Source organism: Deltaproteobacteria bacterium, from assembly GCA_029210625.1.
Taxonomy (GTDB): domain Bacteria; phylum Myxococcota; class Myxococcia; order SLRQ01; family SLRQ01; genus JARGFU01.
This window is the reverse complement of the sequence record JARGFU010000008.1, coordinates 51,475-73,875: the sequence shown is the minus strand read 5'-3', so window position 1 is coordinate 73,875 and position 22,401 is coordinate 51,475. Positions and strand designations below refer to the sequence as shown.

The following is a 22,401-nucleotide window of genomic DNA, read 5'->3' as shown; positions in this document are numbered from 1 at the left end:
GTCGGTTCGCGCAAGACCCCCCCGGTCGGTTTCATTCTAGTCCAGGGTGTCCCTCTGTCGCCAAAACGTCGATCCGGTCCCGCCGCAGGCGGACCCAGGCGGCCCGCGGGTTGCCCACCACCTGGGGCGAGGGCTTGTGGACGGTGACCTCCACCCAGCGCAGGGTGGGGTGCTCCTCGAGGAGGGCGTCGGCGATGGCGCCGGCCAGCCGCTCGATGAGGCGGAAGCTGGTCTCGGTCACGATCCGGCCGGCCGTCTCGGCCAGGCCGTTGTAGTCGAGGGTGTCCTCGAGCTCGTCCGAGTGCGCCGCGCGGTCGACCCGCCGGCCGACCTGCAGGTCCACCCCGAAGGGGCGCGCCCGCGTCCGCTCGCCGCGGTAGTAGCCGTGGTGGCCGTCGAAGGTCAGGCCCTCGAGGCCGATGACGCCGGCCTCGGTGCGGACCCCCTCGGGAGGGGTGGGGGAGGAGGCGGAGAGGGGGGGCGGGGTGCTGGTCTTGGTGCTCATCCGAAGATCTCCACGGCCGAACCGGTCATGGCGAGGGGGGCGTCCTTCGAGAGGAAGAGGATCGTGCGGGCGACCTCGGCGGGGCTCATGTCGGGCTGGAGGCCCGGGACGCCCTGCTTCAGCATGTCGGTGTCGACCGAGCCCGGACAGACGGCCGCCACGAGGATGCCGTGCTCGCGCACCTCCTCGGCGGCCGACTTGGTCAGGCCGATGAGGCCCCACTTCGAGGCGCAGTAGGCCGAGAGGCCCGCGGTGCCGAGGGTGCCGCTGATCGAGGAGACGTTCACGATTCGCCCGGCGCCGCGGGAGATCATCCCGGGCAGGACCGCGCGCATGTAGAGGAACGCGCCGCGCAGGTTGGTCTCGAGGACCGCGTCCCAGGCCTCGAGGGAGTGACCGGCCACCGGGCTGCGGTGGACGACCCCGGCGTTGTTCACCAGGAGGTCGACCGGGCCGAGGTGCTCCTCCAGCTCGGTGACGATCCGCTCTACCGCGGCCGCGTCGCCGACGTCCCCGGCCCGGCTCGCGAGCTCCCCGCCGGGGTGGGCCTCGCGCAGGGCGCGCTCGGCGCCGGCGAGGCGCTCGGGGTCGCGGGCGATCAGGCCGACCCGGGCGCCCTCGCCGAGCAGGGCGTCGGCGACCGCCCGGCCGATGCCCCGGCTGGCGCCGGTCACGAGGGCGACCTTGCCCGCGAGGCTCATCGGGCGCTCTCCCGCCCGGCGGTCTCCACCGCGTCGAGGAAGAGGCGCAGGTCGGGGTGGGTCGATCCGTCCCCGGCGTAGTCGCCACGATAGGAGGCGGTGCGCACCCGGCTGCCGGGCTCCCGGGCCCCCCGGGTGGCCACGCACATCGGCCAGCCGTCGATCACGCAGGCCGCCGCCGACGCGCCGAGGACGCTCTCGAGGGCCGCGGCGATCTCGGCGGTGAGGGTCTCCTGGAGGACGAGGCGGGCGCCCAGCCCGCGTACGAGGCGGGCCAGCTCGCCGAAGCCCGCCAGGTGGGTGGTCGGGCGGAAGGCCAGGTGGGCCCGGCCGGGGTAGGGCAGGAGGTGGTGGGGGCAGCAGGAGGTGAAGGTGATGCCGGTGAAGATCACCAGCTCCTGGCCGCCGCTCTCATCGACGGGGGGGAGGCCGCCGAGGAGCTCGGCGGGCCCGGCGCCCTGTCCCACCAGCAGCTCCTCGGACCAGGCGCGCGCCACCCGCTCGGGGGTGCCGGCGAGCTCGCCCTGATCCGGATCGAGGCCGGCCGCGCGGAGGAAGTCGGCGATCGCCGCGGCCATGGCCTCCTGCTTCACTGCGAATCCGGCCCCCGGTAGATGACCGAGCAGTTGTCCACCTCCCAGAGGCGGATCTGGGTCAGGCCCGGGAGGGGCCCCTCGAGGAGCTCCCAGAACCACTTCGCGATCAGCTCGGCGGTGGGGTTCTCGAGGAAGTCGTTGAGGCTCTGGTGATCGACCACGTCCACGATCTTCTCCCGGACGATGCGGTCGATCTCGACGAAGTCGAGGATCATCCCCGAGTGGGGATCGGGCTGACCCCGCACCTCGACCTCGAAGCGGTAGTTGTGACCGTGGACGCGGTTGCACGGCCCATCGTAGTTGGGCAGACGATGGGCCGCGCAGAAGCGGAACTCGACGTTGAGATCCATGGTGTGTCTTCCGCTCGCTCGCTTCCGCTAGTACCGGTAGTGGTCCGGCTTGTAGGGGCCCTCGACCGCGATGCCGAGGTAGTCGGCCTGCTTCTGCGAGAGCTGGGTCAGCTTCACGCCGATCTTGTCGAGGTGCAGGCGGGCGACCTTCTCGTCGAGGTCCTTCGGCAGGGTGTAGACCTTCTTCTCCGCGTAGCGATCGGACTCCTTCCAGAGGGAGATCTGGGCGATCACCTGGTTGGAGAAGGAGTTCGACATCACGAAGGAGGGGTGGCCGGTGGCGCAGCCGAGGTTCAGCAGGCGGCCGCGGGCCAGCAGGATGAGCTTGCGCCCGTCCTCGAAGACGCAGTGGTCGACCTGGGGCTTGATCTCCTCGAGGGTGGTGTTCTCCTCGAGCCAGCGCACGTCGATCTCGCTGTCGAAGTGGCCGATGTTGCCGACGATGGCCTCGTTCTTCATCACCGAGAGGTGCTCGCCGCGGATGACGTCGCAGCAGCCGGTGGTGGTCACGAAGATGTCGCCCACCGGGGCGGCGTCCTCCATGGTGGTGACCTCGTAGCCCTCCATCGCCGCCTGCAGGGCGCAGATGGGGTCGATCTCGGTGACCAGCACCCGGGCGCCCAGGCCGCGCAGGCTCTGGGCGCAGCCCTTGCCCACGTCACCGTAGCCGGCGACCACGGCGACCTTGCCGGCGATCATGACGTCGGTGGCCCGCTTGATGCCGTCCATCAGGGACTCGCGGCAGCCGTAGAGGTTGTCGAACTTCGACTTGGTGACCGAGTCGTTCACGTTGATGGCGGGGCAGCCGAGGGTGCCCTTCTTGGCCATCTCGTAGAGGCGGTGCACGCCGGTGGTGGTCTCCTCGGAGAGGCCCTTGATCTGCGCGAGCAGCTCGGGGTGCTTCTCGTGGACCACGATGGTCAGGTCGCCGCCGTCGTCGAGGAGCAGGTTGGGGCCGGCGCCGTCCTTGAAGCTGGCGAGCTGCATCTCGATGTACTCCCAGTACTCCTCCTCGGTCTCGCCCTTCTTGGCGAAGACCGGGACGCCGGTGGCGGCGATGGCCGCCGCGGCGTGATCCTGGGTGCTGTAGATGTTGCAGCTGGTCCAGGTGACCTCTGCGCCGAGCTCGACGAGGGTCTCGATGAGGACCGCGGTCTGGATGGTCATGTGGAGGCAGCCGGCGATCCGGGCGCCCTCGAGCGGCTTCTGGCCCTTGTACTCCTCCCGCAGGGCCATCAGGCCGGGCATCTCGGTCTCGGCGATGGCGATCTCCTTGCGGCCGAAGTCCGCGAGGCCGATGTCGGCGACGAGGTAGGGGGGGATCTGGGTCTCGGTCTTCATGGCGGGCTGGCTCATTTCAAAAACACTCTCGAAGGAAGGAAACGTCTGTTTTCGCGGGTCGCTCTTCACACCACAGCCCCGCGAAGGGCTTCGTAAGCGCCTTGGATTACCTGGCCCATCCGGCCCGGTCAACGGCGAGCCCTCAAAATGGGCCGGGGAGGGCGGCGCTGCCAGCCGGGCCGCCCAAAATGGCCCCTTGCCCCTCACCGGGGGCGGTTACACTGTGGGGTGCGATGATCGGAGACGACCCCATCCCTGGTGACCCCCAGGATCCCGAACACGAGGGTGATCTGGCGGTCGAGGAGCGCCGGCAGACGAAGAAGCCCCGGCGCTTCAAGGTCCTGCTGCACAACGACGACTACACCACCATGGAGTTCGTGGTGGATCTGCTGATGAAGCACTTCTCCAAGACCAACGCCGAGGCGACCTTCATCATGCTGATGGTGCATCGTAAGGGCGTCGGCGTCGCCGGGGTCTACACTCGGGATGTTGCGGAGACGAAGGTGGCGGAGGCCACCCGGCAGGCCCGGGACGAGGGTCACCCCCTGCTCATCACCATGGAGGCCGAATGAAGCTGAAAGCCGAGCTGGAAGCGGCGCTCCAGATCGCGATGGGCGAGGCCTCGCGGCGCCAGCACGAGTATGCGGGGCTCGAGCACCTGCTCTTCGCCCTCTGCCACGATCCGGACACCGTCGAGGTGCTCGCCCACTGTGGGGCCGACCTCGAGCAGCTCAAGGAGCAGCTCGACACCTACCTCGACGAGCTCGAGCCGGGAAAGCCGAAGGGAGGCCTGCTGGAGACCGAGCCCACCCTGGGCTTCCAGCGGGTGGTGCAGCGCGCGGTCTTCCACGTGCAGCACTCCGGCAAGGAGGAGGTCGCCGGCCCCAACGTCCTGGTGGCGATGTTCTCGGAGCCCGACTCCCCGGCGGTGAGCTTCCTCGAGGAGATGGGCGTGAGCCGCCTCGCGGTCGTCAGCTACATCTCCCACGGGGGCGGACAGAGCGAGTCGCTGGTGCCCACCGGCGACCCCACCGAGGGGGAGGCCGGCAGCGCACCCAAGAAGGACCCGCTCGAGGCCTACTGCACCCACCTCAACGCGCTCGCCGCCGCGGGCAAGATCGATCCCCTCATCGGCCGCCAGCTCGAGGTCGATCGCATCGTCCACGTCCTGGCCCGGCGCCGGAAGAACAACCCCATCCTGGTGGGCGACTCGGGGGTCGGGAAGACGGCCATCGTCGAGGGCCTGGCCCGCAAGATCGAGGGAGGCGAGGTGCCCGACGCCCTGGCCGGCGCGCAGATCTACGCCCTCGACATGGGGGCCGCCCTGGCCGGCACCAAGTACCGGGGCGACTTCGAGGCGAGGATCAAGGCGGTCCTCGGCGCCCTGAAGGAGCACGAGAACGCCATCCTCTTCATCGACGAGATCCACACGGTGATCGGCGCCGGCTCGGCCTCCGGCTCGGCCATGGACGCCTCGAACCTGCTCAAGCCGGTCCTGCAGAGCGGCGACCTGCGCTGCATCGGCTCCACGACCTACGAGGAGTACCGGGGTCACTTCGAGAAGGACCGCGCCCTCTCCCGGCGCTTCCAGAAGATCGAGGTGAAGGAGCCCAGCGAGGACGAGGCGCTGCAGATCCTCGAGGGCCTCGAGGATCGCTACGCCGAGTTCCACGGCATCACCTACGGCGAGGCCACCCTCGAGCAGGCCGTGAAGCTCGCCAAGCGCTTCCTCAAGGATCGGCACCTCCCCGACTCGGCCATCGACGTCATCGACGAGGCCGGCGCGGCGGTGAAGCTGGACCCGGAGCTCGAGGCGGTGAGCGTGGCCGAGGTCGAGAAGATCGTCGCCTCGATGGCGCAGGTGCCCACCAAGAGCGTGGGCAAGAGCGAGCGGGCGCAGCTCGCCAACCTCGCCGCCGATCTGAAGACCCGGGTCTTCGGTCAGGACGAGGCCATCGACCGGCTGGTGGCGGCCATCAAGCTCTCCCGGGCCGGCCTGCGCGACCCCGAGAAGCCGGTGGGCTCCTTCCTCTTCACCGGCCCCACCGGCGTGGGCAAGACCGAGGTCGCACGGCAGATCGCCCGCACGCTGGGCCTCGAGCTGATCCGCTTCGACATGTCCGAGTACATGGAGAGCCACACGGTCTCCCGCCTCATCGGCGCCCCTCCGGGCTACGTGGGCTTCGACCAGGGCGGCCTGCTCACCGAGTCGGTGAACAAGAACCCCCACGCGGTGGTGCTCCTCGACGAGATCGAGAAGGCCCACCCGGACATCTTCAACGTCCTGCTGCAGGTCATGGACCACGGGACGCTGACCGACAACAACGGGCGCAAGGCCGACTTCCGCCACGTCATCCTGATCATGACCTCGAACGTCGGCGCGCGAGAGCTCGACCGCAACGTGGTCGGCTTCGGGGATCGCAGCACCGAGGGCGAGGACGACCGGGCCTTCAAGCGCTTCTTCTCTCCCGAGTTCCGCAACCGCCTCGACGCCCGCCTGCGCTTCGGCGCCCTCTCGCCCGAGGTCATGGGGCTGATCGTCGACAAGTTCGTCACCGAGCTCGAGCTGCAGCTCGAGGAGCGCAAGGTGGCGGTCGCCCTGACCGACGCCGCCCGCACCTACCTGGCCGAGGCCGGCTACGATCCGAAGATGGGCGCCCGCCCGCTCGCCCGGGTGATCGAGGACGAGGTGAAGACCCCCCTGGGCGACGAGATCCTCTTCGGCCGCCTGACCAAGGGCGGCAAGGTCACCATCGACCTGAAGGACGGCGAGATCGTCCTCCTGCTCGACGGCCAGTAGGCCGCCAGGCGGTTACCAGCTGCCGCTGTTGGGCATCGAGCTCCAGGGCTCGACGGGCTCGAGGGCCGCGCCCGCCTGGAGCAGCTCGACGCTGATGCCGTCGGGGGAGCGGACGAAGGCCATCCGGCCGTCCCGGGGCGGCCGGGCGATCGTGACGCCGTGGTCGGCCAGGCGCTGGCAGGCGGCGTGGATGTCCTCGACCTCGTAGGCGAGGTGGCCGAAGTTGCGGCCGCCCGCGTAGTCCTCGGGATCCCAGTTGAAGGTCAGCTCGAGCAACGGGGCGCCCCCCTCGCCCTCGCCGGGCGCCGTGAGGAAGACCAGGGTGAAGCGGCCCTGCTCGTGCTCGGAGCGGCGGACCTCCCGCAGGCCGAGGGCGTCGCAGTAGAAGGCGAGGCTCGCCTCGAGATCGGTGACCCGGACCATGGTGTGCAGGTAGCGCATGGGGTTCGTCCCTTCGTGCTTCGAAGCTGGTAGAATCTGTGCATCATGGCGGAACGTCCCCGGACGATGAAGGTGCAGACGGTGAGGGAGGCCTTCGCCTACCCCTACGTCCTCGCGGTGGCCATCGTGGAGGGCGCGGACCCGGACGGCTTCACCCGGATCACCCGGGAGAAGATCACCGTCGGCCGGGACGAGTCCTGCGAGCTGATCCTCGAGGATCCCGCGGTCAGCGGGTTCCACTGTGCGATCCACGTCCGGGGCACCGTCTTCGAGGTGGTCGACCTCGACAGCCGCAACGGGACCCGGCTCAACGGCAAGCCCCTGATGCCCAACGTCCGGCAGCGCCTCAAGCACATGGACGAGATCGCCATCGGCGACACCCGGATGATCTTCACGGCCAACCGGATCACCGGCGGCTGAGCCCGGCCCCCCGGATCTCGCGACAGGTCTGTCAGGGCCACTGACCCGGCTGTCATGGGTCCCTGACCGGCGCGTCCCTGCGACTCCTGTTGTTTCGGTAGCTTGAGGAGCCTCGCGATCTGGCACGAAGCCTGCTCTCCCCACCGCACCGGCAACCACCGGGCCCCGGCGAGCGGCGCCCGGTCACGAAAGAAAAAGGGTCGGGAGGAGACGACGATGAAGCGGAAGAAGGGTCGCAGTGGGTGGCTGAACATCGGGGGTCTGGTGGCGGTGCTCGGCGCGGCCGCCGGCTGCGCCATGAGCGGCATGGGGGGCAGCGACTTCGGCGCGACCCAGGGCGGGGTGCAGGATCTGGCCCTGGCCCGGGAGTACGTCGCCGCGGGCACGGTCCCGCCGCCGGAGGCCTTCCCGGTGGAGGGGATCTTCTCGGAGCACGACCTGCCGCTCCAGGGGACCCCCTGCCAGACCCTCCTCTGCCTGCGCACCGCCCTGGGCCTGGCGCCCACCGCCGCCGGGGAGTCCGCCGCCTGGCTGCAGGTCGGGATGTCCTCGACGATCGATCCCGAGACCTGGGAGCGCCCGGCGCAGACCCTGATCTTCACCGTCGACGTCTCCGGCTCCATGGGCTGGGACTACAAGGAGGTCGGCGAGTACCCGAGCCCGGGCGCCCTCTCCCGCCTGCTGATGAAGGAGATCGTCTCCCGCCTCGACGCGAACGATCGCGTCGCCATCGTCACCTACGGGAGCACCTCGCGCCTGCGCCTCTCCCCCACCGAGGCCACCTCCGGCGCGGTGACGCGGGAGATCGACGCGCTCTCCTCCGGGGGCTCCACCAACATGGAGGCCGGCCTGGAGCGGGCCATCGCGGTCGCCCGGGACCTGCAGGGCGCCAGCAACGTGCGGATCATGCTCTTCACCGACGTGCGCCCCAACGTGGGCGCGACCGAGGCCAGCGAGTTCGAGGGGCTGGTGGCCGAGGCCGCCGCGCTCGGGGCGGGCACCACCGTCTTCGGGCTGGGGGCGGGCCTCGGGCCCGAGACCTTCGAGGCCATGAGCCACCTGCGGGGCGGCAACGCCTTCGCCCTCTTCGATCAGGAGGATCTCACCGACCTGATGGAGGAGAGCTGGCCCTGGATGCTGACCCCCATCGCCTACGACCTCGAGCTCTCCCTCGGGGCCTCCCAGGGCTTCCAGGTCACCGAGGCCTACGGCTTCCCGGCGCCGGAAGTGGGTGCTGCCACGGCGCCCCAGCTGAACGCGGCCAGCGTCTTCCTCTCCCGCAAGCGCGGCGCGATGCTGGTGCAGCTGCAGCCCCTCACCTCCGCGGCCACCCACGTCCTCACCGGCCTCGAGATCGCCGGGCAGCTTCGCTACGAGACCCCCGAGGGTCACCGGGTCGAGCAGCCCGTCCTCCAGCGGGTCACCGGGGAGGAGCCCCGCGATGCGGCCGGCCACTACTTCGAGCAGGCCTCGGTCGGGAAGACCGTCGCCCTGGCCCTCCTCTGCGAGGGGATGCAGGAGGCCACCCGGCAGTACGCCGCGGACCCGGCCGCCGCGATCGCGGTGCTGCAGGCCGCCCTCGACCGCTACCGGGCGGACATCGAGGTCTACGAGGACGCCTCCCTGCAGGCCGAGGTCGAGTTCGCCAGCGCGCTGCTCACCCTCCTGGAGGAGGGGGCGCCGCAGACCGACCTCTACGGACGGTAGCGGGCCCGGTCACCCGGGGGAGAGGCCGTGCACGTACACGTGGACGTGGACGTGGACGGTCTCCCGGGCTACACAGCCACCCCATGAGTGACACCATCGAAAAGGGTCTCGTCGTCGGCATCGTCTACAGCCTCACCGGAGAAGACGGTGACCTCATCGACGAGAGCGGTGACGAGGAGTTCTTCTACCTCCACGGAGCCGAGAACATCGTGCCCGGTCTGGAGGACGCCCTGGACGGCAAGGCGGTCGGCGACGAGCTGACCGTCGACGTCGAGCCCGAGGACGGCTACGGCGAGCGGGAGGGCCCCGGCCCTCAGCGCGTCGAGCGCGACGCCTTCCCCGACGACGCCGAGCTCGAGATCGGGATGCCCTTCCTGGCCGAGAACGACGAGGGCGAGGTGATGGAGCTTTGGATCACCGGGCTCGAGGAGGACGGGGTCTTCATCGACCACAACCATCCCCTCGCCGGCAAGAAGCTCCACTTCGAGGTGACGGTGAAGAGCCTCCGGCCGGCGACCGAGGAGGAGCTCGAGCACGGGCACCCCCACGGCCCCGACGGCCACCACCACCACTGACCCAGAGCCACCGAGGAGCACTTCGGGGATGCGTGTTCTCCTGGCCGACAAGCTGGCTGCCTTCGTGGCGCCGCAGCTGCAGGATCTCGGGGCCGAGGTCTTCACCGAGCCCGCCCTCTCGGGCGAGGCCCTGACCGCCCGGCTGGCCGAGCTCGATCCGCACGTGCTGGTGGTGCGCTCGACGAAGGTGCAGGCGCCGGACTTCTCGGCGGCCAACGCCCTGGGCCTGCTCATCCGGGCCGGCGCCGGGGTGAACACCATCGACCTCGAGGCCGCCTCGGCCACCGGGGTCTACGTGACCAACTGCCCCGGCAAGAACGCCGCGGCGGTGGCCGAGCTGGCCATCGGGCACCTCCTGAACCTCGACCGCCGGATCGCCGACAACGTGGCGGCCCTGCGGGAGGGGCGCTGGGACAAGAAGACCTTCGGCGCCGGCCGCGGGCTGCACGGGCGCAAGCTCGCCATCCTGGGCCTCGGCCAGATCGGTGAGGCCACCGCGCGCATCGCCCGGGCGATGGGCATGGAGGTGGTGGCCTGGTCGCGCTCCCTCACCCCCGAGCGGGCGGCGGCGCTCGGCGTCGGCTACGCCGAGACCCCCGAGCTCGCCGCCGAGGGCGCCGACGCGATCAGCGTCCACCTCGCGGCCACCCCCGAGACCCGCGGCCGGATCGGGGAGAGCGTCTTCGCCGTGATGCGGCGGGGCGGCTACGTGATCAACACCGCCCGCGCCGAGGTCATCGACCACGCCGCGCTCGAGGCGGCGATGGCCGACCGGGAGCTGCGCGCCGGCCTCGACGTCTTCCCCGGGGAGCCCTCGGGGAAGGAGGGCAGCTTCGAGGATCCCCTCGGCCGGCACGAGCGGGTCTACGGCACCCACCACATCGGGGCGAGCACCGACGAGGCCGAGGAGGCCGTCGGCGCCGAGGTCGTCCGGATCGTCGCGGCCTTCAAGCGGCGCGAGCCCATCCCCAACTGCGTGAACCTGGCCCGGGAGACCTCGGCGACCCACACCCTGGTGGTGCGCCACGTCGACGCGGTCGGGGTGCTCGCCGGGGTGCTCGGCATCCTCTCGCGCGCCGGGCACAACGTGGGGGAGATGCAGAACATCCTCTTCTCCGGCGGCGCGGCCGCCGTGGCGCGGATCGCCGTCGTGGGCGAGCCCTCGGAGGAGACCCTCGAGGAGATCCGGGCCAACGAGCGGGTCTTCGCCGCGGGCGTCTCCGCGCACTAGTCCGGGGTCCAGATCATTGCCGGGACGTTTTCGCTCCCCTAAGATGATCGCTTGAGTTTTCAGCGTCGCCCCTTTTGTCGGCGGCGCCAGGAGGGACGAGATGCACCTGAAGAGCCTTCTTCCGGCGATGGCCTGTGTGACGCTGCTGCTGCCCCTGGGCTGCGGCTCGGCCGAGGGGGACGCCTTCCCCGACGGCTACGATCCGGCGCTGGCCGACTTCTCGGACGAGTACGGCAAGCCGCTCCTCGATCCCGAGCCCAACGCCGGCAAGGCGGACAGCCTCGACGGCCCCACGACCATCCGCCAGGCCAACGTCCCGGCCTCCTCGGCCGTCTGGGAGGTCCGGCGCGACTGGGAGGACATCGAGGGTGAGGCCGGCATGGCCTGGTCGGCCAACAGCGGCCTCAACTGGGACCAGAAGTTCTCCGCCTGGGTGAGCTCGATGCAGAAGACGGGCGCCCACGAGAGCTACTACCAGACCTTCGAGCTGACCACGCCCTGGGGCAAGGTCATGCCCGCCCCGGCCCTCGAGTGCGCCGAGACCTCGATCTTCCTGCGGGCGACCTTCGCCTCCTGGTACAACCTGCCCTTCTTCATGGCCGGCGGCTCGCCGCCGAACCGGCTGGTCTTCGGGCACTTCGGCGCCCTGAAGTCGGACGGCAGCAACTTCGGGCCCTCCTACAAGTCCAAGTACAAGGACTACAGCGACCGCGGCGCCGCGGCCGTGAGCGACTGGCCCAGCGACCGCTACCTGCGCACCAAGCGCCTCGGTGGCTCCCAGGACGACGACCAGCCCTTCCTCGGCGAGGACGCCCACGCCGGCGCCTACTTCGACGAGATCTTCCTCAACAAGCGCACCGGCCACTTCATGCTGCTGCTGCTCTCCTACTTCGGCAGCGTCAACCTCGCCTCGACCACCAACACCTACAACCTGGTGCCGGAGGCCATCCGGCCGGGCGACACCCTCCTCGAGCGCTGGCAGCGCCGGGGCATCGGCCACACCCTCGTGGTGAAGCGGGCCGACCGCATCGAGGGCGACCGGATCGAGGCCGAGCTGATCTCCGGCTCCATGCCGCGGCGGCAGGGCAAGTGGGACGACGCGGCCGCCTCCAAGCGCTACTTCACCAACCAGTACATGGGCGGCAGCGACATGAGCAGCGACGGCGTGACCTACGCCCAGCTCGGCGGCGGCCTCAAGCGCTGGCGGGTGGCCCGGCAGCGCAACGGCAGCTGGACCAACGTCGTGATGCGGGGCGACGCGCCCTACTTCATCGCCGAGGGCGACTTCGAGCGCCTCGGTCAGCGGGTGGAGGAGTTCGAGACCCTGCTGGGCGAGGTGCCGCCCGAGCAGAAGCGCGACGCGCTCCTGCGCATCGTCGAGGACATGCGCAACCACCTGCGCAAGTACCCCGCCTCCTGCTCCGCGCGGATCCGCCGGGAGGAGGCCTTCACCGAGCTCTACGACCTGATGCAGAGCAAGTTCCGGATGAACGCCGCCGAGGTCGACGAGAGCTACCGCATCCTCGAGGACTACGCCTTCGCCGAGCTGGTCTACGAGAGCAGCAAGACCTGCTGCTGGAACAGCACCACCGGCGCGATGCACGAGATCGTCATGCTCTACAACGAGCAGCAGCAGGCCGACGCGCGGGTCGCCGGTCAGTGCGTCGAGCCGACGGTCTTCAAGGAGCGCGACGGTGACTACCTCCTCTTCGCCGAGTACGCGGCCAGCATCGGCCGCGGCGACGAGTGGGTCGCCTGGAGCGAGGACGAGCCCTGCGCCCAGCGCGGCACCCAGGAGGGCCTCGAGGCCACCCACCAGGCCACCGCCTGGTGCAGCCTGCCGCAGTCCGGCGGCGGCGGGGGCGGCGGCGCCTGCGCCGATACCTTCGACGGCAACGCCAGCCGCCTCGACGCGGCCGACGTCTCCTCCGGCACCTTCGGCGACCTCCAGATCTGCGGCGGCACCTCCGACTGGTTCGTGGTCAGCACCACCGGCACCGTCACCGCCTCGATCGCCTTCACCCACGCTCAGGGCGATCTGGATCTGAAGCTCTACGACGCCAACGGCAGCAGCCTCGACTCCTCGACCTCCACCGGCAACTCCGAGACCGTCTCCGGCTCGGACGCCTCGGGGAAGGTCTACGTCGAGGTCTTCGGCTACAACGGCGCCGAGAACGGCTACTCGCTGACCATCAGCCTCTAGAGCCCGGCGCCAGAGGGTCTTCAGGCCCGGTGAAAGGGTCCGTGCCGGGAGAGCCACTCGCTCTCCTCGCGCAGGGCAGCGGCTTCCTCCTGCACGAAGCGCCCCACCGCCTCGTGCAGGGCCGGGTGCCGCAGCAGGTGGGCCGAGCGCGTCTCCCGGGGCATCAGCCCCCGGCGGATCTTGTGCTCACCCTGCGCGCCGGCCTCGAAGCGCGAGAGCCCGTGGGTCAGGCAGTGCTCGAGCGGCGTGTAGTAGCAGAGCTCGAAGTGCAGGTGATCGTAGTGGTGCAGCGAGCCCCAGTAGCGCCCGTAGAGGGTGCGCCCCTTCTCGAAGAGGAGCGCGGCGGCGACCGGCTCGTCACCGGCGTGGGCCAGCGCCACCTTCACCCGCCCCTCCGGCAGCCCGGGGAGGCGGTCGAAGAAGGCGCGGGTGAGGTAGGGCGAGCCCCACTTGCGGGCGCCGGTGTCCTGGTAGCAGCGCCAGAGCACCTCCCACTCCCGCGCGCCGAGGGCGGCGGCGGGCCGGAGCGAGATCGTCAGGCCGTGCTCCTGGGCCTTACGCCGCTCGCGGCGGATCTGCTTGCGCGCGCTCGAGCGCAGCGAGCCCAGGAAGTCCTCGAAGCACTGCCAGCCCCCTTCGTTCTGCCAGTGGTACTGGAGCGAGGTGCGGGGCAGGTAGCCTCGCTTCGCCAGCGCCGCGCGCTCGGCCTCCTCGCAGAAGAGGACGTGCACGGAGGAGGCGCCCTCACCTTCCGCCAGGCGCGTCAGCCCGCGGGCGAGCGCCGCGCGCAGCTCCTGGGCGTCCTCCTCGGGGTGGACGAGGAGGCGGCCGCCGCTCACTGGCGTGAAGGGCACCGCGCAGACCAGCTTGGGGTAGTAGGGCAGGCCCGCCCTCCCGGCGGCCTCGGCCCAGGCCCAGTCGAAGATGTACTCGCCGTAGCTGTGGGTCTTCAGGTAGCAGGGCGCGGCGCCGACGAGCCGCCCGCCGCGATGCAGGAGCAGGTGGCGCGGGAGCCAGCCCGTCCCCTCGCCGACGCTCCCGCTCTCCTCCAGGGCCAGGAGGAAGGCGTGCTCGCTGAAGGGATCGTCGGGCGGGACCAGGGCGTCCCAGTCCGGTGCGGGCACCTCGGAGAGGCCGGCGTCTACCGAGAGCTCGAGGGTGGGATCGGGCTGCACCCCCTGGAGTCTGGCCCGTCGCCCGGGCCCCCGCCACAGGCCCCGGCCGGGACAGAAATTCCTATTTCTGTTCCAGCTCGCGCAGGAGCTTCAGGAGGTGGGTGCCCGCCTCGTGGGCGCTCGCGCCGAAGGCGATGATCCCGTCCTCGTGGCCCCCCATCGCCAGCACCCGGGCGCCGGGGTGCGCGCGCAGCTGCACCACCACCTCCCGCGCCATCTCGGGGGTGCCGTAGCCTGCGTCCGGATGGGTGGTGGGCAGGCGCAGCTTCGCCGCCGCCCGCCAGAGGGCGGGGGCGTGGCCGTGGAAGATGAAGCGCACGTCGCGGCCCCGGTCGTAGAGGGCGCCGTGGGTCATCGACTCGGAGGAGGGGCGGGTCAGGCCGCGGCTCACCACCCGGTTGCGGCTCAGGTCCCAGGACTCGACCACGCAGAGGTCCTGGAGGGAGAGCGACTCGCGCCCCCCGGTCTGGGTGCCGGTGACGAGGAAGGGGCGGGCGTCGCCCCGGGCCGGTAGCCGCACGCTCACGTTGCCGAAGCCGGCGCCCTCGTAGCGGCCGGGATCCTGGCCGATGACGGCGGCCTCGAAGAGGCGCTGGCGCCAGTGGAGGAGGGGGCGGGCGTAGGGCTCGACGAGGGTGGCGTCGAGGGCCTCCTGCCGGTGCTCGGCCTCGAAGAGGACCACGCCCTCGCTGGGGCGAGCGTGGAGCGAGGTGGAAGGGGGCCGGGCCATGGGGGGAGGGCTTCGTACAGTCAGCCGCGCTAAGTCAAGGTGAAGGCGCTGCAGGGGCGTTGACCACCACGGGGCGGTGCTGGCATGGGTGCAGCGATGAAGTCGTCCGAGAAGCAGATGGGGCGCCCCGGCTCGGGCCGGGGCCTGGTCGAACGTGCCGGCGAGGGCGCCGGCGGTGGCGGTCGTGGACCCGGCGGCGGAGGCCGCGGGCCCGGCGGTGGCGGTCGTGGACCCGGCGGCGGAGGCCGCGGGCCCGGCGGAGGCGGCCGTGGACCCGGCGGCGGAGGCCGCGGGCCCGGCGGTGGCAGCCGGGGCCGGGGGCGCGACGCGCCGCCCAACCGCCGGCAGCGGATGGTCGGGTACCTCACCGACCTCCTCAAGGACATCGATCGTCCGATGGTGAAAGGCGACTTCAAGGGCCAGCACAAGCCCCTGCAGGAGCTCGAGCGCCTGCTCGGGGAGATGCAGCTGAAGTCCCTCGCCGATCTGGGCGACGAGCTGCGGGGCAAGGCCCTGACCCTGCTCCTGCGCGTGGGTCGTCAGCACAAGGAGCAGGACGACGCGGAGAAGGAGGCCGATCGCAAGGGCGTGCACGCCCGCCTCGCCCGGGTCTGGATGGCCCTGGACGATCAGAAGCGAGCGGCGGCCTGCCTGGCCGCGGCGGGCAAAGAGAAGGCGGCCGCCGCGGTCCTCAAGGAGAGCGGTGACTGGGAAGGACGGGTCGAGCTCTACGAGGCCGTGGGCCAGTGGGGCAAAGCGGCCCAGACCCTCGAGGGGCACGGCATGCTCGCCGAGGCCGCCGAGGCCTTCGGCAAGGCGAAGGACCTGAAGAACCAGCTGCGGGTCCTCGCCGCGCTCGGCGATCAGGAGGCGATGGTCGGGATCCTCGGCCAGCTGCCGAAGGAGGAGGCGCGCCAGCTGGCGATCCGCTACCAGACCCTCGACGCCTGGGCGCAGGTGCTCACCGAGCGGAAGGACTGGCCCGAGCTGGCCGAGCTCTACCTGGCCAACGGCAGGCCGGACATCGCGGCCCGCGCCTTCGAGGAGGCCGGAAACTTCCGGGAGGCCTACCGCACCTACGCCGAGGCGGGTATCGCCGACGGCATGGAGCGCTGCCTGGCGAAGGTGATCGAGGAGCGCGTGGAGAAGCACGACTTCCTGGGCGCCGCGCAGGCCTACGCCAGCGCGGGCAAGCTCGACAAGGCCGCCGCGATCTGCGCCGACAAGCACCCCGAGAAGGCCCACCGCTGGTTCGTCGAGGGCGGCTACATCGACAGGGCGCTGGAGCTCGCCCGCCACGAGGCGCGGCGGGCCGAGGGGCACGACGACTACGATCTGCGCGCCACCTGGCTGGGCCGGGCCGGCGATCACATCGCCTCGGCGACCCTCTGGGAGGCCATGGGCAAGACCCGCAAGGCCCTGACCCACTACGAGCAGGCCAAGGCCTGGGAGGGCGCCGCCCGCTGCGCCGAGTTCCTCGGCAAGGAGGAGGAGGCGGTCGAGCACTACTACCGGGCGAACCTCCCGGATCAGGCCGAGCGGGTGAAGCTGCACGGCACCTGCCAGGGGCCGGGTGCCCCCGAGCCGCCTCCGGCGCCGGCGAAGCCGGAGGGCACGCCGGACGAGGGGGAGCCGCAGGCCAAGAAGAAGCGGCGGCGGTCGCGCTCCCGGAAGAAGAGGCCGGCCGGGGAGGCGAGCGCCACCGCCGAGGAGCGGCCCGCCCGCGAGGCGAAGCCCGCGGACGAGGGGAGGGTGACCCTGGGGGATGCGCTGGCCGGCAAGGTCGCCGTCGAGCCCGTGAAGGCTGACGAGGCACCCGCCGGTGAGTCCGATCCCTCGGGGGCGGCCGGAGACAGTGACGGGAACGGTGACGGTGCGCGCGAGAGCGAGGCCGACGCGTGAGCGAGATCCGGCACGACTGGCGGGTCTCGGAGATCCGCGCGATCCACGACCTGCCCCTGACCGAGCTGGTCTACCGGGCGCGCGAGATCCACCGGCGCTACCACGACGAGGATGCGGTGCAGCTCTGCTCCCTCCTCTCGGTGAAGACCGGCGGCTGTACCGAGGACTGCGGCTACTGCTCCCAGTCGATCCACCACGAGACGCCGGTGAAGCCGGAGCCCCTCCTGAAGGTGGACGAGGTGGTGGCCGCGGCCCGGGAGGCGAAGGAGCAGGGCGCGACCCGCTTCTGCATGGGCGCGGCCTGGCGCGAGGTGAAGGAGGGGGCGGCCTTCGATCGGGTGCTGGAGATGGTGCGGCAGGTGCGCGGCCTCGGGCTCGAGACCTGCGTGACCCTCGGGATGCTCAACGACGAGCAGGCGGCGCGCCTCGCCGAGGCCGGCCTGACCGCCTACAACCACAACCTCGACACCTCGCCGCAACACTACGACCGGGTGGTGACGACCCGCCGCTTCTCCGATCGCCTCGAGACCCTCGACGCGATCCGGGACGCGGGCATCCGGATCTGCAGCGGCGGCATCCTGGGCCTGGGCGAGTCGGTGGACGACCGCTGCGCCATGCTGGCGACCCTGGCCGCGCGGGATCCCCACCCCGAGTCGATCCCGGTGAACGCCCTGGTGGCGATCGAGGGGACGCCGATGGCCGGGCGGTCCCCGGTGGACACCGTGGCCATGGCCCGGATGATCGCCACCGCGCGGATCGTCTGCCCCACCTCGATGGTCCGCCTCTCCGCCGGCCGGCAGCAGATGAGCGAGGAGGGGCAGCTGCTCTGCATCCTCGCCGGCGCCAACTCGATCTTCTTCGGGGAGCGCCTGCTGACCACGGGCAACCCCGGCTTCGAGGCCGACAAGGCCCTGCTGGGCAAGGCGGGCCTCAAGCCCCTGGCGCCCGATCCGGGCGCCGTCGGCACCAGCGACGCGGCCTAGAGGACGTGGGCGGCGAGGCCCCGGAGCGCATGGCAGCGACGGTCCTCAAGTACGATCCCACCCGGAACTGGGGGGACGCCCTCGCGCCCTGGCTGATCGAGCGGCTCTCCGGGGTGGCGCCCGAGGTGGTGCCGCTGCGGGAGCCCTGCGAGCGGGCGAACCTCCTCACCGTCGGCAGCGTCCTGCGGATGGCGGACGCCCGGACCACGGTCTGGGGGAGCGGCTTCATCAGCGCCGACGACGGCCTGGGCCTGCAGGACTGGGGGGAGGCCCGGGGCGAGGTGCGGGCCCGGCCGGCCGCGGTGCGGGCGGTGCGGGGACCGCTGACCCGGGAGAAGCTGCGGGCGATGAGCGTGGACTGCCCCGAGGTCTACGGGGACCCGGCCCTCCTCTTGCCCCGGCTCGTGCAGCCCTCGGCGAAGCGAAGCTTCGCGCTGGGCGTGGTGCCGCATTACACGGACCGGCGCCACCCGGCCCTCGAGGAGCTGCGGGCGGATCCGGCGGTGCGGGTGATCGACGTGCGGCTCGGCAAGCTGGGCCTCCTCCTCGGCCGGCCGGATCTGGAGCGCTTCATCCGGGAGATCACCCGCTGCGAGCGCATCGTCTCGAGCTCGCTCCATGGGCTGGTCGTCGCCGAGGCCTACGGGATCCCCTCGCAGCGCGCCCGCCTCGGGGACGGGGTCGTCGGGGGCGACTTCAAGTTCGAGGACTTCCTGGCCTCGGTCGGGCGGGAGGGCGAGGCGGCCCTCACCCTGGATCGCACGACGACCCGGCAGGCGATCCTCGATCGCTTCCGGGGAGGGACCGGAACCTTCGATCCGGAGCCGCTCCTGGCTGCGGCGCCCTTCGAGATCGTGGTGTAGTCTCTCCCCATGTTCGTGCGTCGGGGAGCCTTTTTCGTCGCGCTGGGGCTGGCAGGCCTGCTCCTGCCCTCCCCGGCCGAGGCCGCGCCCGCCCTGCGCCTGGTCCCCGCGCTGCGCCTCGGCGCCTCGCCGGTGTCGCAGGCGCCGGACCTGCCCCCGCCGCCGGTGAAGATCCCCGAGGCGAGCCCGCCCCCGGCGCCGCCGCCGCCGGACGACCCCACCGCCCCGGTGGAGGCGCTCCCTCCCGGCAGCTTCGTCCCGGCGCCCCCCGCCCCTCCGCCGCCGGCCGTCGAGGAGGCCCGCCCCAGCCGCTGGGCCGAGGACGTCGACACCACCGCCCACGAGGCGCCGCCCCAGTGGGACGGAAAGGTGCTCGGCATGCAGCTCCTCTCCCAGCTGGTGGCCACGGCGATCACCGCCGTCGGCTCCTTCGGCTTCGGGATGCTCTACTCGACCCTGATCAGCAGCGGGTGGGACGCCCTCGGGGCGGTCGTCATCAGCGGCATGGTCCTCGGCGTGATCCTCCACCCCCTGGCTGCCCACCTCGCGGGGCGCTGGATGGGGGCGCGCGGCAAGATCTGGGGGACCCTGCTGGGCTTCCTCGCCGGGGCGGCCGGGGCGGTGCTCCTCGCGGCGCTCGCCGCCTCGACCTGGGGCATCGTCTCGACTGTCCTCACCGTCGGCGCCCTCGCCCTCTTCTACAGCGGCTCCATCGTCGGCTATCACCTCTCCTACCCGCGGGAGGCGGCCGGGCAGGCGCAGGGGAGGCCGCAGGGGCTGCCGCTGGCGGTCGTCCGCTTCTAAACCTTCGTCAGGAAGCGACCTCGGTAGTCGGCGAAGAGCGCGTCGACCTCGGCGGCCTCGAGGCCGCACTCCTCCAGGCTGTACTCGTGCCGGCCGAAGCGGTGCTGCTGGCGTCCCTCCAGGTGCTCCTGCAGGCGCGCCTCGTCCGCCTCGCGCCAGCCCAGCCCGTGGTGCTCGTGCACCCGGCGGACCGTGCCGATCGGATCGGCGAGGAGCGCGTCGTAGTCGACGTCGAGGATCCGGTCGGCGTGCCGCTCGCGGGCCTCGAGGTGCTTCTTCATCATCCGCCCGAGCATCTCGAGGTTCGTGCGGCCGGTGCGCCGATCATCCACCTCCTCGCTCATCACCGAGTGGATGGTGTGGATGAGGCTGTTGGTGCTGCCGACCACCGGCACCGGATCCCGGTGCGTCTGCACCAGCTTCGCCTCGGGCACGGCGGCGAGGAGGGCGTCGAGGTGGCCGGTGTGGACCGGCGCCTTCAGGGTGAGGCGCCGACCCGGCGTCTCCGCCTGGAAGAGCTGCAGGTGCTCCCGGTAGCCCTGGTAGGCGACGTGGTGGTCCTGCTCGAGGTACCACTCGAGGTAGGCGTGGACGGGCGCGAAGACCCAGTAGGAGAGGCTCACGAGCGTCGTGTTGAGCAGCCACATGCACTCCTCGGGCTCCTCGGCGCCGAGGAAGTGCTTCACGTCGAGCGACGGGGCCATGCTCTTCAGGCGGGCGAACTCGGCGTCGACGAGCTGACGGCGGCGATCCTTCCCTTCGGGCGGGAAGGGGTGCTGGAGCTCGAAGGTGCGCAGGGGCCGGGCGCCCTCGGTCTGGCAGAGGAGGCGGTGGAGGAAGGTGGTCCCGCTCCGGGGCAGGCCGATGACGATCAGCGGCGCCGGATCGAGGGGCGCCTCGAAGACATCGGGCCGCCGCTTCTTCGCCTCCACCCGTTGCAGCAGGTGCTGGAGGGCGCGCGAGACCATGTTCTGCATGCCGATGCGGCCGATGAGCGAGAGCCGCGCGTCCTCCTCGAAGGAGCGGCAGAGCACCTCGAGGCCCTCCTCGTGGGGCCCCGGCCCGAAGTCGGAGAGGCCGGTGGCCCGCGAGGCCTTCGCGCGCAGGCGCTCGGGCTCGAAGCGCAGGGGCGTGAGGCCCAGGTTCTCGAGGGCCGTGCCGGCGCCGTTGATCAGCCGGAAGGGCAGGGGTGGGTGGAGGCGCTCCAGCATCAGTAGCCGGTCAGCTCGATGTAGGCCCGGCCGGTGGCGTCGCCGCTGACCGTCGCGGCGCCCTCCCAGTACCAGAAGAACATGGCGTCGACCTCCTGCTCGTCCATCACCGGCTCCACCTCGAAGGTCTCGTCGAAGACCGTGATCGTCCAGCCCAGGGGGTAGGTCGCCTGGTCGCCGTTGGGGCTGGTCCACGTCCGCTTGGGGGTGATGCTGAAGTCGCTCGGCCCGATCTCGGTCGTCTCGCAGTCGGCGCCGGTGAGCGAGCCGCCCACCAGGAGATCGCCGCTGAGATCTCGCACCACGAAGATCATGATCTCGCGGTCGTCGTCGAGCTGGAGGGCGAACCAGTCCCAGCCCAGATCGATGGCGTCGCCCAGGGGGCCCCACTGGTGGTCGAACCAGCTGGTGCCGGTCACCGGCAGGACCGTGCCGTCGGGGAGGGTGACCGTGCCCGAGGCGCTCATCCGCTCGCGGGAGTAGTAGTAGGTGTAGCCACCGAAGGGGTAGTCGACGTAGCCGACCCCGTGCTGGAGCACCGGCCGCTTGATGGCGTCGACCCTGAGGTCGAGGAGGTAGCCGTCGACCTCGCCGTGGAGGACGTCGTGGCCGCCGCCGCCCACCATGGTCTGGCCGTTCAGGGCGAGGTCGAAGCCGCCGGGCACCTCGGGCGGCACGCCGAGCTCGAGACCCGAGGTGTGGTGGAAGGTGCCGTCCTCGAGGTCGGTGAGCGCGTGGTGGACCATCGAGCCGCGCCCGCCGGGGGTGTCCTGGAGGAAGAAGGCGAACTCGAAGCCGAAGTAGCGCCCCTCGGCCGTGTCGAGGTGGCCCGTCCAGTACCACCACTCCGTGGGCTCGGCATGGGAACCGTCGTCCTGCGGGAGGGTCACCCGGCCGGCCGGAACGGGATCGTCGCAGGCCGTCTCCGCGCCACCGTCGCTGCCGCCGTCAGGCAGGGCGCCGCCGTCGCTGCCGCCGTCACCGCCGCCTTCGCCCCCGGGGCCGGGGCAGGCCGGGGTCAGGAGGAGCAGGGCGAGCAGCGAGGAGAGCAGCGTGGACCTTCCCATGAGGGCGTCCTAAACCAGGGATCGGGGCTGGCGAAAAGCCCCACCGGCGTGGCCCTCAGGGGCTGACGCCGGGGAGGCACTCGCCGAAGCGCTCCTGGCACTCTCCGAGGACGCAGGGACCCTCGCAGTCGCTGTCGCTGTCGCAGGGGCGGCGCTCGCAGGCGCCCGCCTGGCAGACGTGGTTCAGGCCGCAGTCGCCGTCGAGGCGGCAGGGCGGCGGCAGGCAGCGGGGGTGATCGGAGCAGGAGCAGTCGAGGCCCGGCGGGCAGTGGTCGAGGAGCCCGCAGGCCTCCTCGGAGGGGCAGCTCTCCCGGTGGGGGATGCAGCCCCGGACGCAGCGGCGCGCTCCGGTGCAGGAGCAGGGGATGGGCTCGCAGACCTCGAAGAAGCGGCAGTCGGCGTCCTCCTCGCAGTCGCCCCGGCCGCCGTCGCAGCCCTCGCAGCGCTCCTGCGTCCGGGGCGGCGCGCAGACATCCTCGGGGTGGGGGCACTCGGAGGCGTCACGGCAGCAGTCGGGCTGGGCGCAGGGCAGCACCGGGCAGCGCGGGGGGGTGGACCAGAAGGGGCGGCAGGCCCGGAAGAAGGGGGTGCAGGAGCAGAGGAAGCAGGTGTCCACCACGCAGTCGGGACGGATCTCGCAGGAATAGGGGTCGAGGTGGCTGCAGTCACCGAGGCGCACGAAGGCCTGCGAAGGTGAGGTCTCCACCGGCGGACCCGGCTCGAGGCAGGCGGCCGAGAGGAGCAGGCAGCTTCCCAGGACGAGCATCGAGCGGCTGGTCATCATGACGTCCTCCAG

The 22,401-nt window shown here is 71.5% G+C and carries 22 protein-coding genes; 11 read left to right on the top strand and 11 right to left on the bottom strand.

The window, feature by feature from the left end:
* Positions 1–31 precede the first annotated feature (31 nt).
* Genes folB through ahcY form a run of 5 tightly spaced genes read right to left on the bottom strand, consistent with a single transcriptional unit; the run spans position 32 to position 3,493 of the window.
* Positions 32–505 carry a dihydroneopterin aldolase gene (folB, locus tag P1V51_09205; GenBank protein MDF1563209.1) on the bottom strand — a complete coding sequence of 158 codons (474 nt, stop codon included), beginning with the start codon at positions 503–505 and terminating at the stop codon, positions 32–34.
* A complete protein-coding gene (locus P1V51_09200) occupies positions 502–1,206 on the bottom strand; it encodes an SDR family NAD(P)-dependent oxidoreductase (GenBank protein ID MDF1563208.1) in 705 nt (234 codons plus the stop codon). The genes folB and P1V51_09200 overlap by 4 nt, the downstream gene beginning before the upstream one ends.
* On the bottom strand, positions 1,203–1,784 hold the full coding sequence (locus tag P1V51_09195) for a GTP cyclohydrolase I (protein ID MDF1563207.1): 582 nt from the start codon (positions 1,782–1,784) through the stop codon (positions 1,203–1,205). Before P1V51_09195 ends, P1V51_09200 begins: the two co-directional genes overlap by 4 nt.
* An 11-nt stretch (positions 1,785–1,795) precedes the next feature.
* A complete protein-coding gene (gene queD / locus P1V51_09190; protein MDF1563206.1) occupies positions 1,796–2,152 on the bottom strand; it encodes a 6-carboxytetrahydropterin synthase QueD in 357 nt (118 codons plus the stop codon).
* A gap of 27 nt (positions 2,153–2,179) precedes the next feature.
* On the bottom strand, positions 2,180–3,493 hold the full coding sequence (gene ahcY, locus P1V51_09185; protein MDF1563205.1) for an adenosylhomocysteinase: 1,314 nt from the start codon (positions 3,491–3,493) through the stop codon (positions 2,180–2,182).
* Between the two features lie 233 nt (positions 3,494–3,726).
* Between ahcY and clpS the strand changes: the two genes are divergently transcribed.
* Together clpS and clpA are read left to right on the top strand one after the other, a co-directional pair.
* A complete protein-coding gene (gene clpS / locus P1V51_09180; protein ID MDF1563204.1) occupies positions 3,727–4,065 on the top strand; it encodes an ATP-dependent Clp protease adapter ClpS in 339 nt (112 codons plus the stop codon).
* Positions 4,062–6,293 carry an ATP-dependent Clp protease ATP-binding subunit ClpA gene (clpA, locus tag P1V51_09175; GenBank protein ID MDF1563203.1) on the top strand — a complete coding sequence of 744 codons (2,232 nt, stop codon included), beginning with the start codon at positions 4,062–4,064 and terminating at the stop codon, positions 6,291–6,293. The genes clpS and clpA overlap by 4 nt, the downstream gene beginning before the upstream one ends.
* A gap of 12 nt (positions 6,294–6,305) precedes the next feature.
* On the opposite strand, the gene P1V51_09170 is transcribed toward clpA, so the two are convergent.
* Positions 6,306–6,734, bottom strand: coding sequence for a VOC family protein (locus tag P1V51_09170; GenBank protein MDF1563202.1), 429 nt, complete (start codon positions 6,732–6,734; stop codon positions 6,306–6,308).
* A gap of 45 nt (positions 6,735–6,779) precedes the next feature.
* Between P1V51_09170 and P1V51_09165 the strand changes: the two genes are divergently transcribed.
* From P1V51_09165 to P1V51_09145, 5 genes are all read left to right on the top strand, one after another.
* The gene (locus P1V51_09165) at positions 6,780–7,154 is read left to right on the top strand and encodes an FHA domain-containing protein (GenBank protein MDF1563201.1); all 375 of its coding nucleotides are present in this window, start codon (positions 6,780–6,782) and stop codon (positions 7,152–7,154) included.
* A gap of 216 nt (positions 7,155–7,370) precedes the next feature.
* The gene (locus tag P1V51_09160; GenBank protein ID MDF1563200.1) at positions 7,371–8,861 is read left to right on the top strand and encodes a VWA domain-containing protein; all 1,491 of its coding nucleotides are present in this window, start codon (positions 7,371–7,373) and stop codon (positions 8,859–8,861) included.
* Positions 8,862–8,944: 83 nt separating this feature from the next.
* On the top strand, positions 8,945–9,436 hold the full coding sequence (locus tag P1V51_09155; GenBank protein ID MDF1563199.1) for a peptidylprolyl isomerase: 492 nt from the start codon (positions 8,945–8,947) through the stop codon (positions 9,434–9,436).
* Between the two features lie 28 nt (positions 9,437–9,464).
* A complete protein-coding gene (locus tag P1V51_09150) occupies positions 9,465–10,667 on the top strand; it encodes an NAD(P)-dependent oxidoreductase (GenBank protein MDF1563198.1) in 1,203 nt (400 codons plus the stop codon).
* Between the two features lie 100 nt (positions 10,668–10,767).
* Positions 10,768–12,870 (top strand): PPC domain-containing protein, encoded by a 2,103-nt coding sequence (locus P1V51_09145; GenBank protein MDF1563197.1) that lies wholly within the window; start codon positions 10,768–10,770, stop codon positions 12,868–12,870.
* Between the two features lie 20 nt (positions 12,871–12,890).
* Here the strand turns inward: P1V51_09145 and P1V51_09140 are convergent, their stop codons facing one another.
* Positions 12,891–14,045: a GNAT family N-acetyltransferase gene (locus P1V51_09140; GenBank protein ID MDF1563196.1), complete on the bottom strand. Its 1,155-nt coding sequence runs from the start codon at positions 14,043–14,045 to the stop codon at positions 12,891–12,893.
* Positions 14,046–14,106: 61 nt separating this feature from the next.
* Positions 14,107–14,775, bottom strand: a complete 669-nt coding sequence (locus P1V51_09135) for a class II aldolase/adducin family protein (GenBank protein ID MDF1563195.1) — start codon at positions 14,773–14,775, stop codon at positions 14,107–14,109.
* Positions 14,776–15,126: 351 nt separating this feature from the next.
* Between P1V51_09135 and P1V51_09130 the strand changes: the two genes are divergently transcribed.
* Genes P1V51_09130 through P1V51_09115 form a run of 4 tightly spaced genes read left to right on the top strand, consistent with a single transcriptional unit; the run spans position 15,127 to position 19,327 of the window.
* A complete protein-coding gene (locus P1V51_09130) occupies positions 15,127–16,677 on the top strand; it encodes a hypothetical protein (GenBank protein MDF1563194.1) in 1,551 nt (516 codons plus the stop codon).
* On the top strand, positions 16,674–17,660 hold the full coding sequence (gene bioB, locus P1V51_09125; GenBank protein ID MDF1563193.1) for a biotin synthase BioB: 987 nt from the start codon (positions 16,674–16,676) through the stop codon (positions 17,658–17,660). Before P1V51_09130 ends, bioB begins: the two co-directional genes overlap by 4 nt.
* Before the next feature lie 29 nt (positions 17,661–17,689).
* Entirely contained in the window at positions 17,690–18,523 is an 834-nt protein-coding gene (locus tag P1V51_09120; protein ID MDF1563192.1) for a polysaccharide pyruvyl transferase family protein, read from the top strand.
* A gap of 9 nt (positions 18,524–18,532) precedes the next feature.
* Positions 18,533–19,327, top strand: coding sequence for an MFS transporter (locus P1V51_09115; protein MDF1563191.1), 795 nt, complete (start codon positions 18,533–18,535; stop codon positions 19,325–19,327).
* On the opposite strand, the gene P1V51_09110 is transcribed toward P1V51_09115, so the two are convergent.
* The 3 genes from P1V51_09110 to P1V51_09100 are packed head-to-tail and all read right to left on the bottom strand — an operon-like array spanning position 19,324 to position 22,389.
* A complete protein-coding gene (locus P1V51_09110; GenBank protein ID MDF1563190.1) occupies positions 19,324–20,538 on the bottom strand; it encodes a sulfotransferase in 1,215 nt (404 codons plus the stop codon). The genes P1V51_09115 and P1V51_09110 overlap by 4 nt on opposite strands.
* A complete protein-coding gene (locus P1V51_09105; GenBank protein MDF1563189.1) occupies positions 20,538–21,605 on the bottom strand; it encodes a lipocalin family protein in 1,068 nt (355 codons plus the stop codon). Before P1V51_09105 ends, P1V51_09110 begins: the two co-directional genes overlap by 1 nt.
* Positions 21,606–21,660: 55 nt before the next feature.
* Positions 21,661–22,389, bottom strand: coding sequence for a hypothetical protein (locus P1V51_09100; protein ID MDF1563188.1), 729 nt, complete (start codon positions 22,387–22,389; stop codon positions 21,661–21,663).
* Positions 22,390–22,401: the final 12 nt, after the last annotated feature.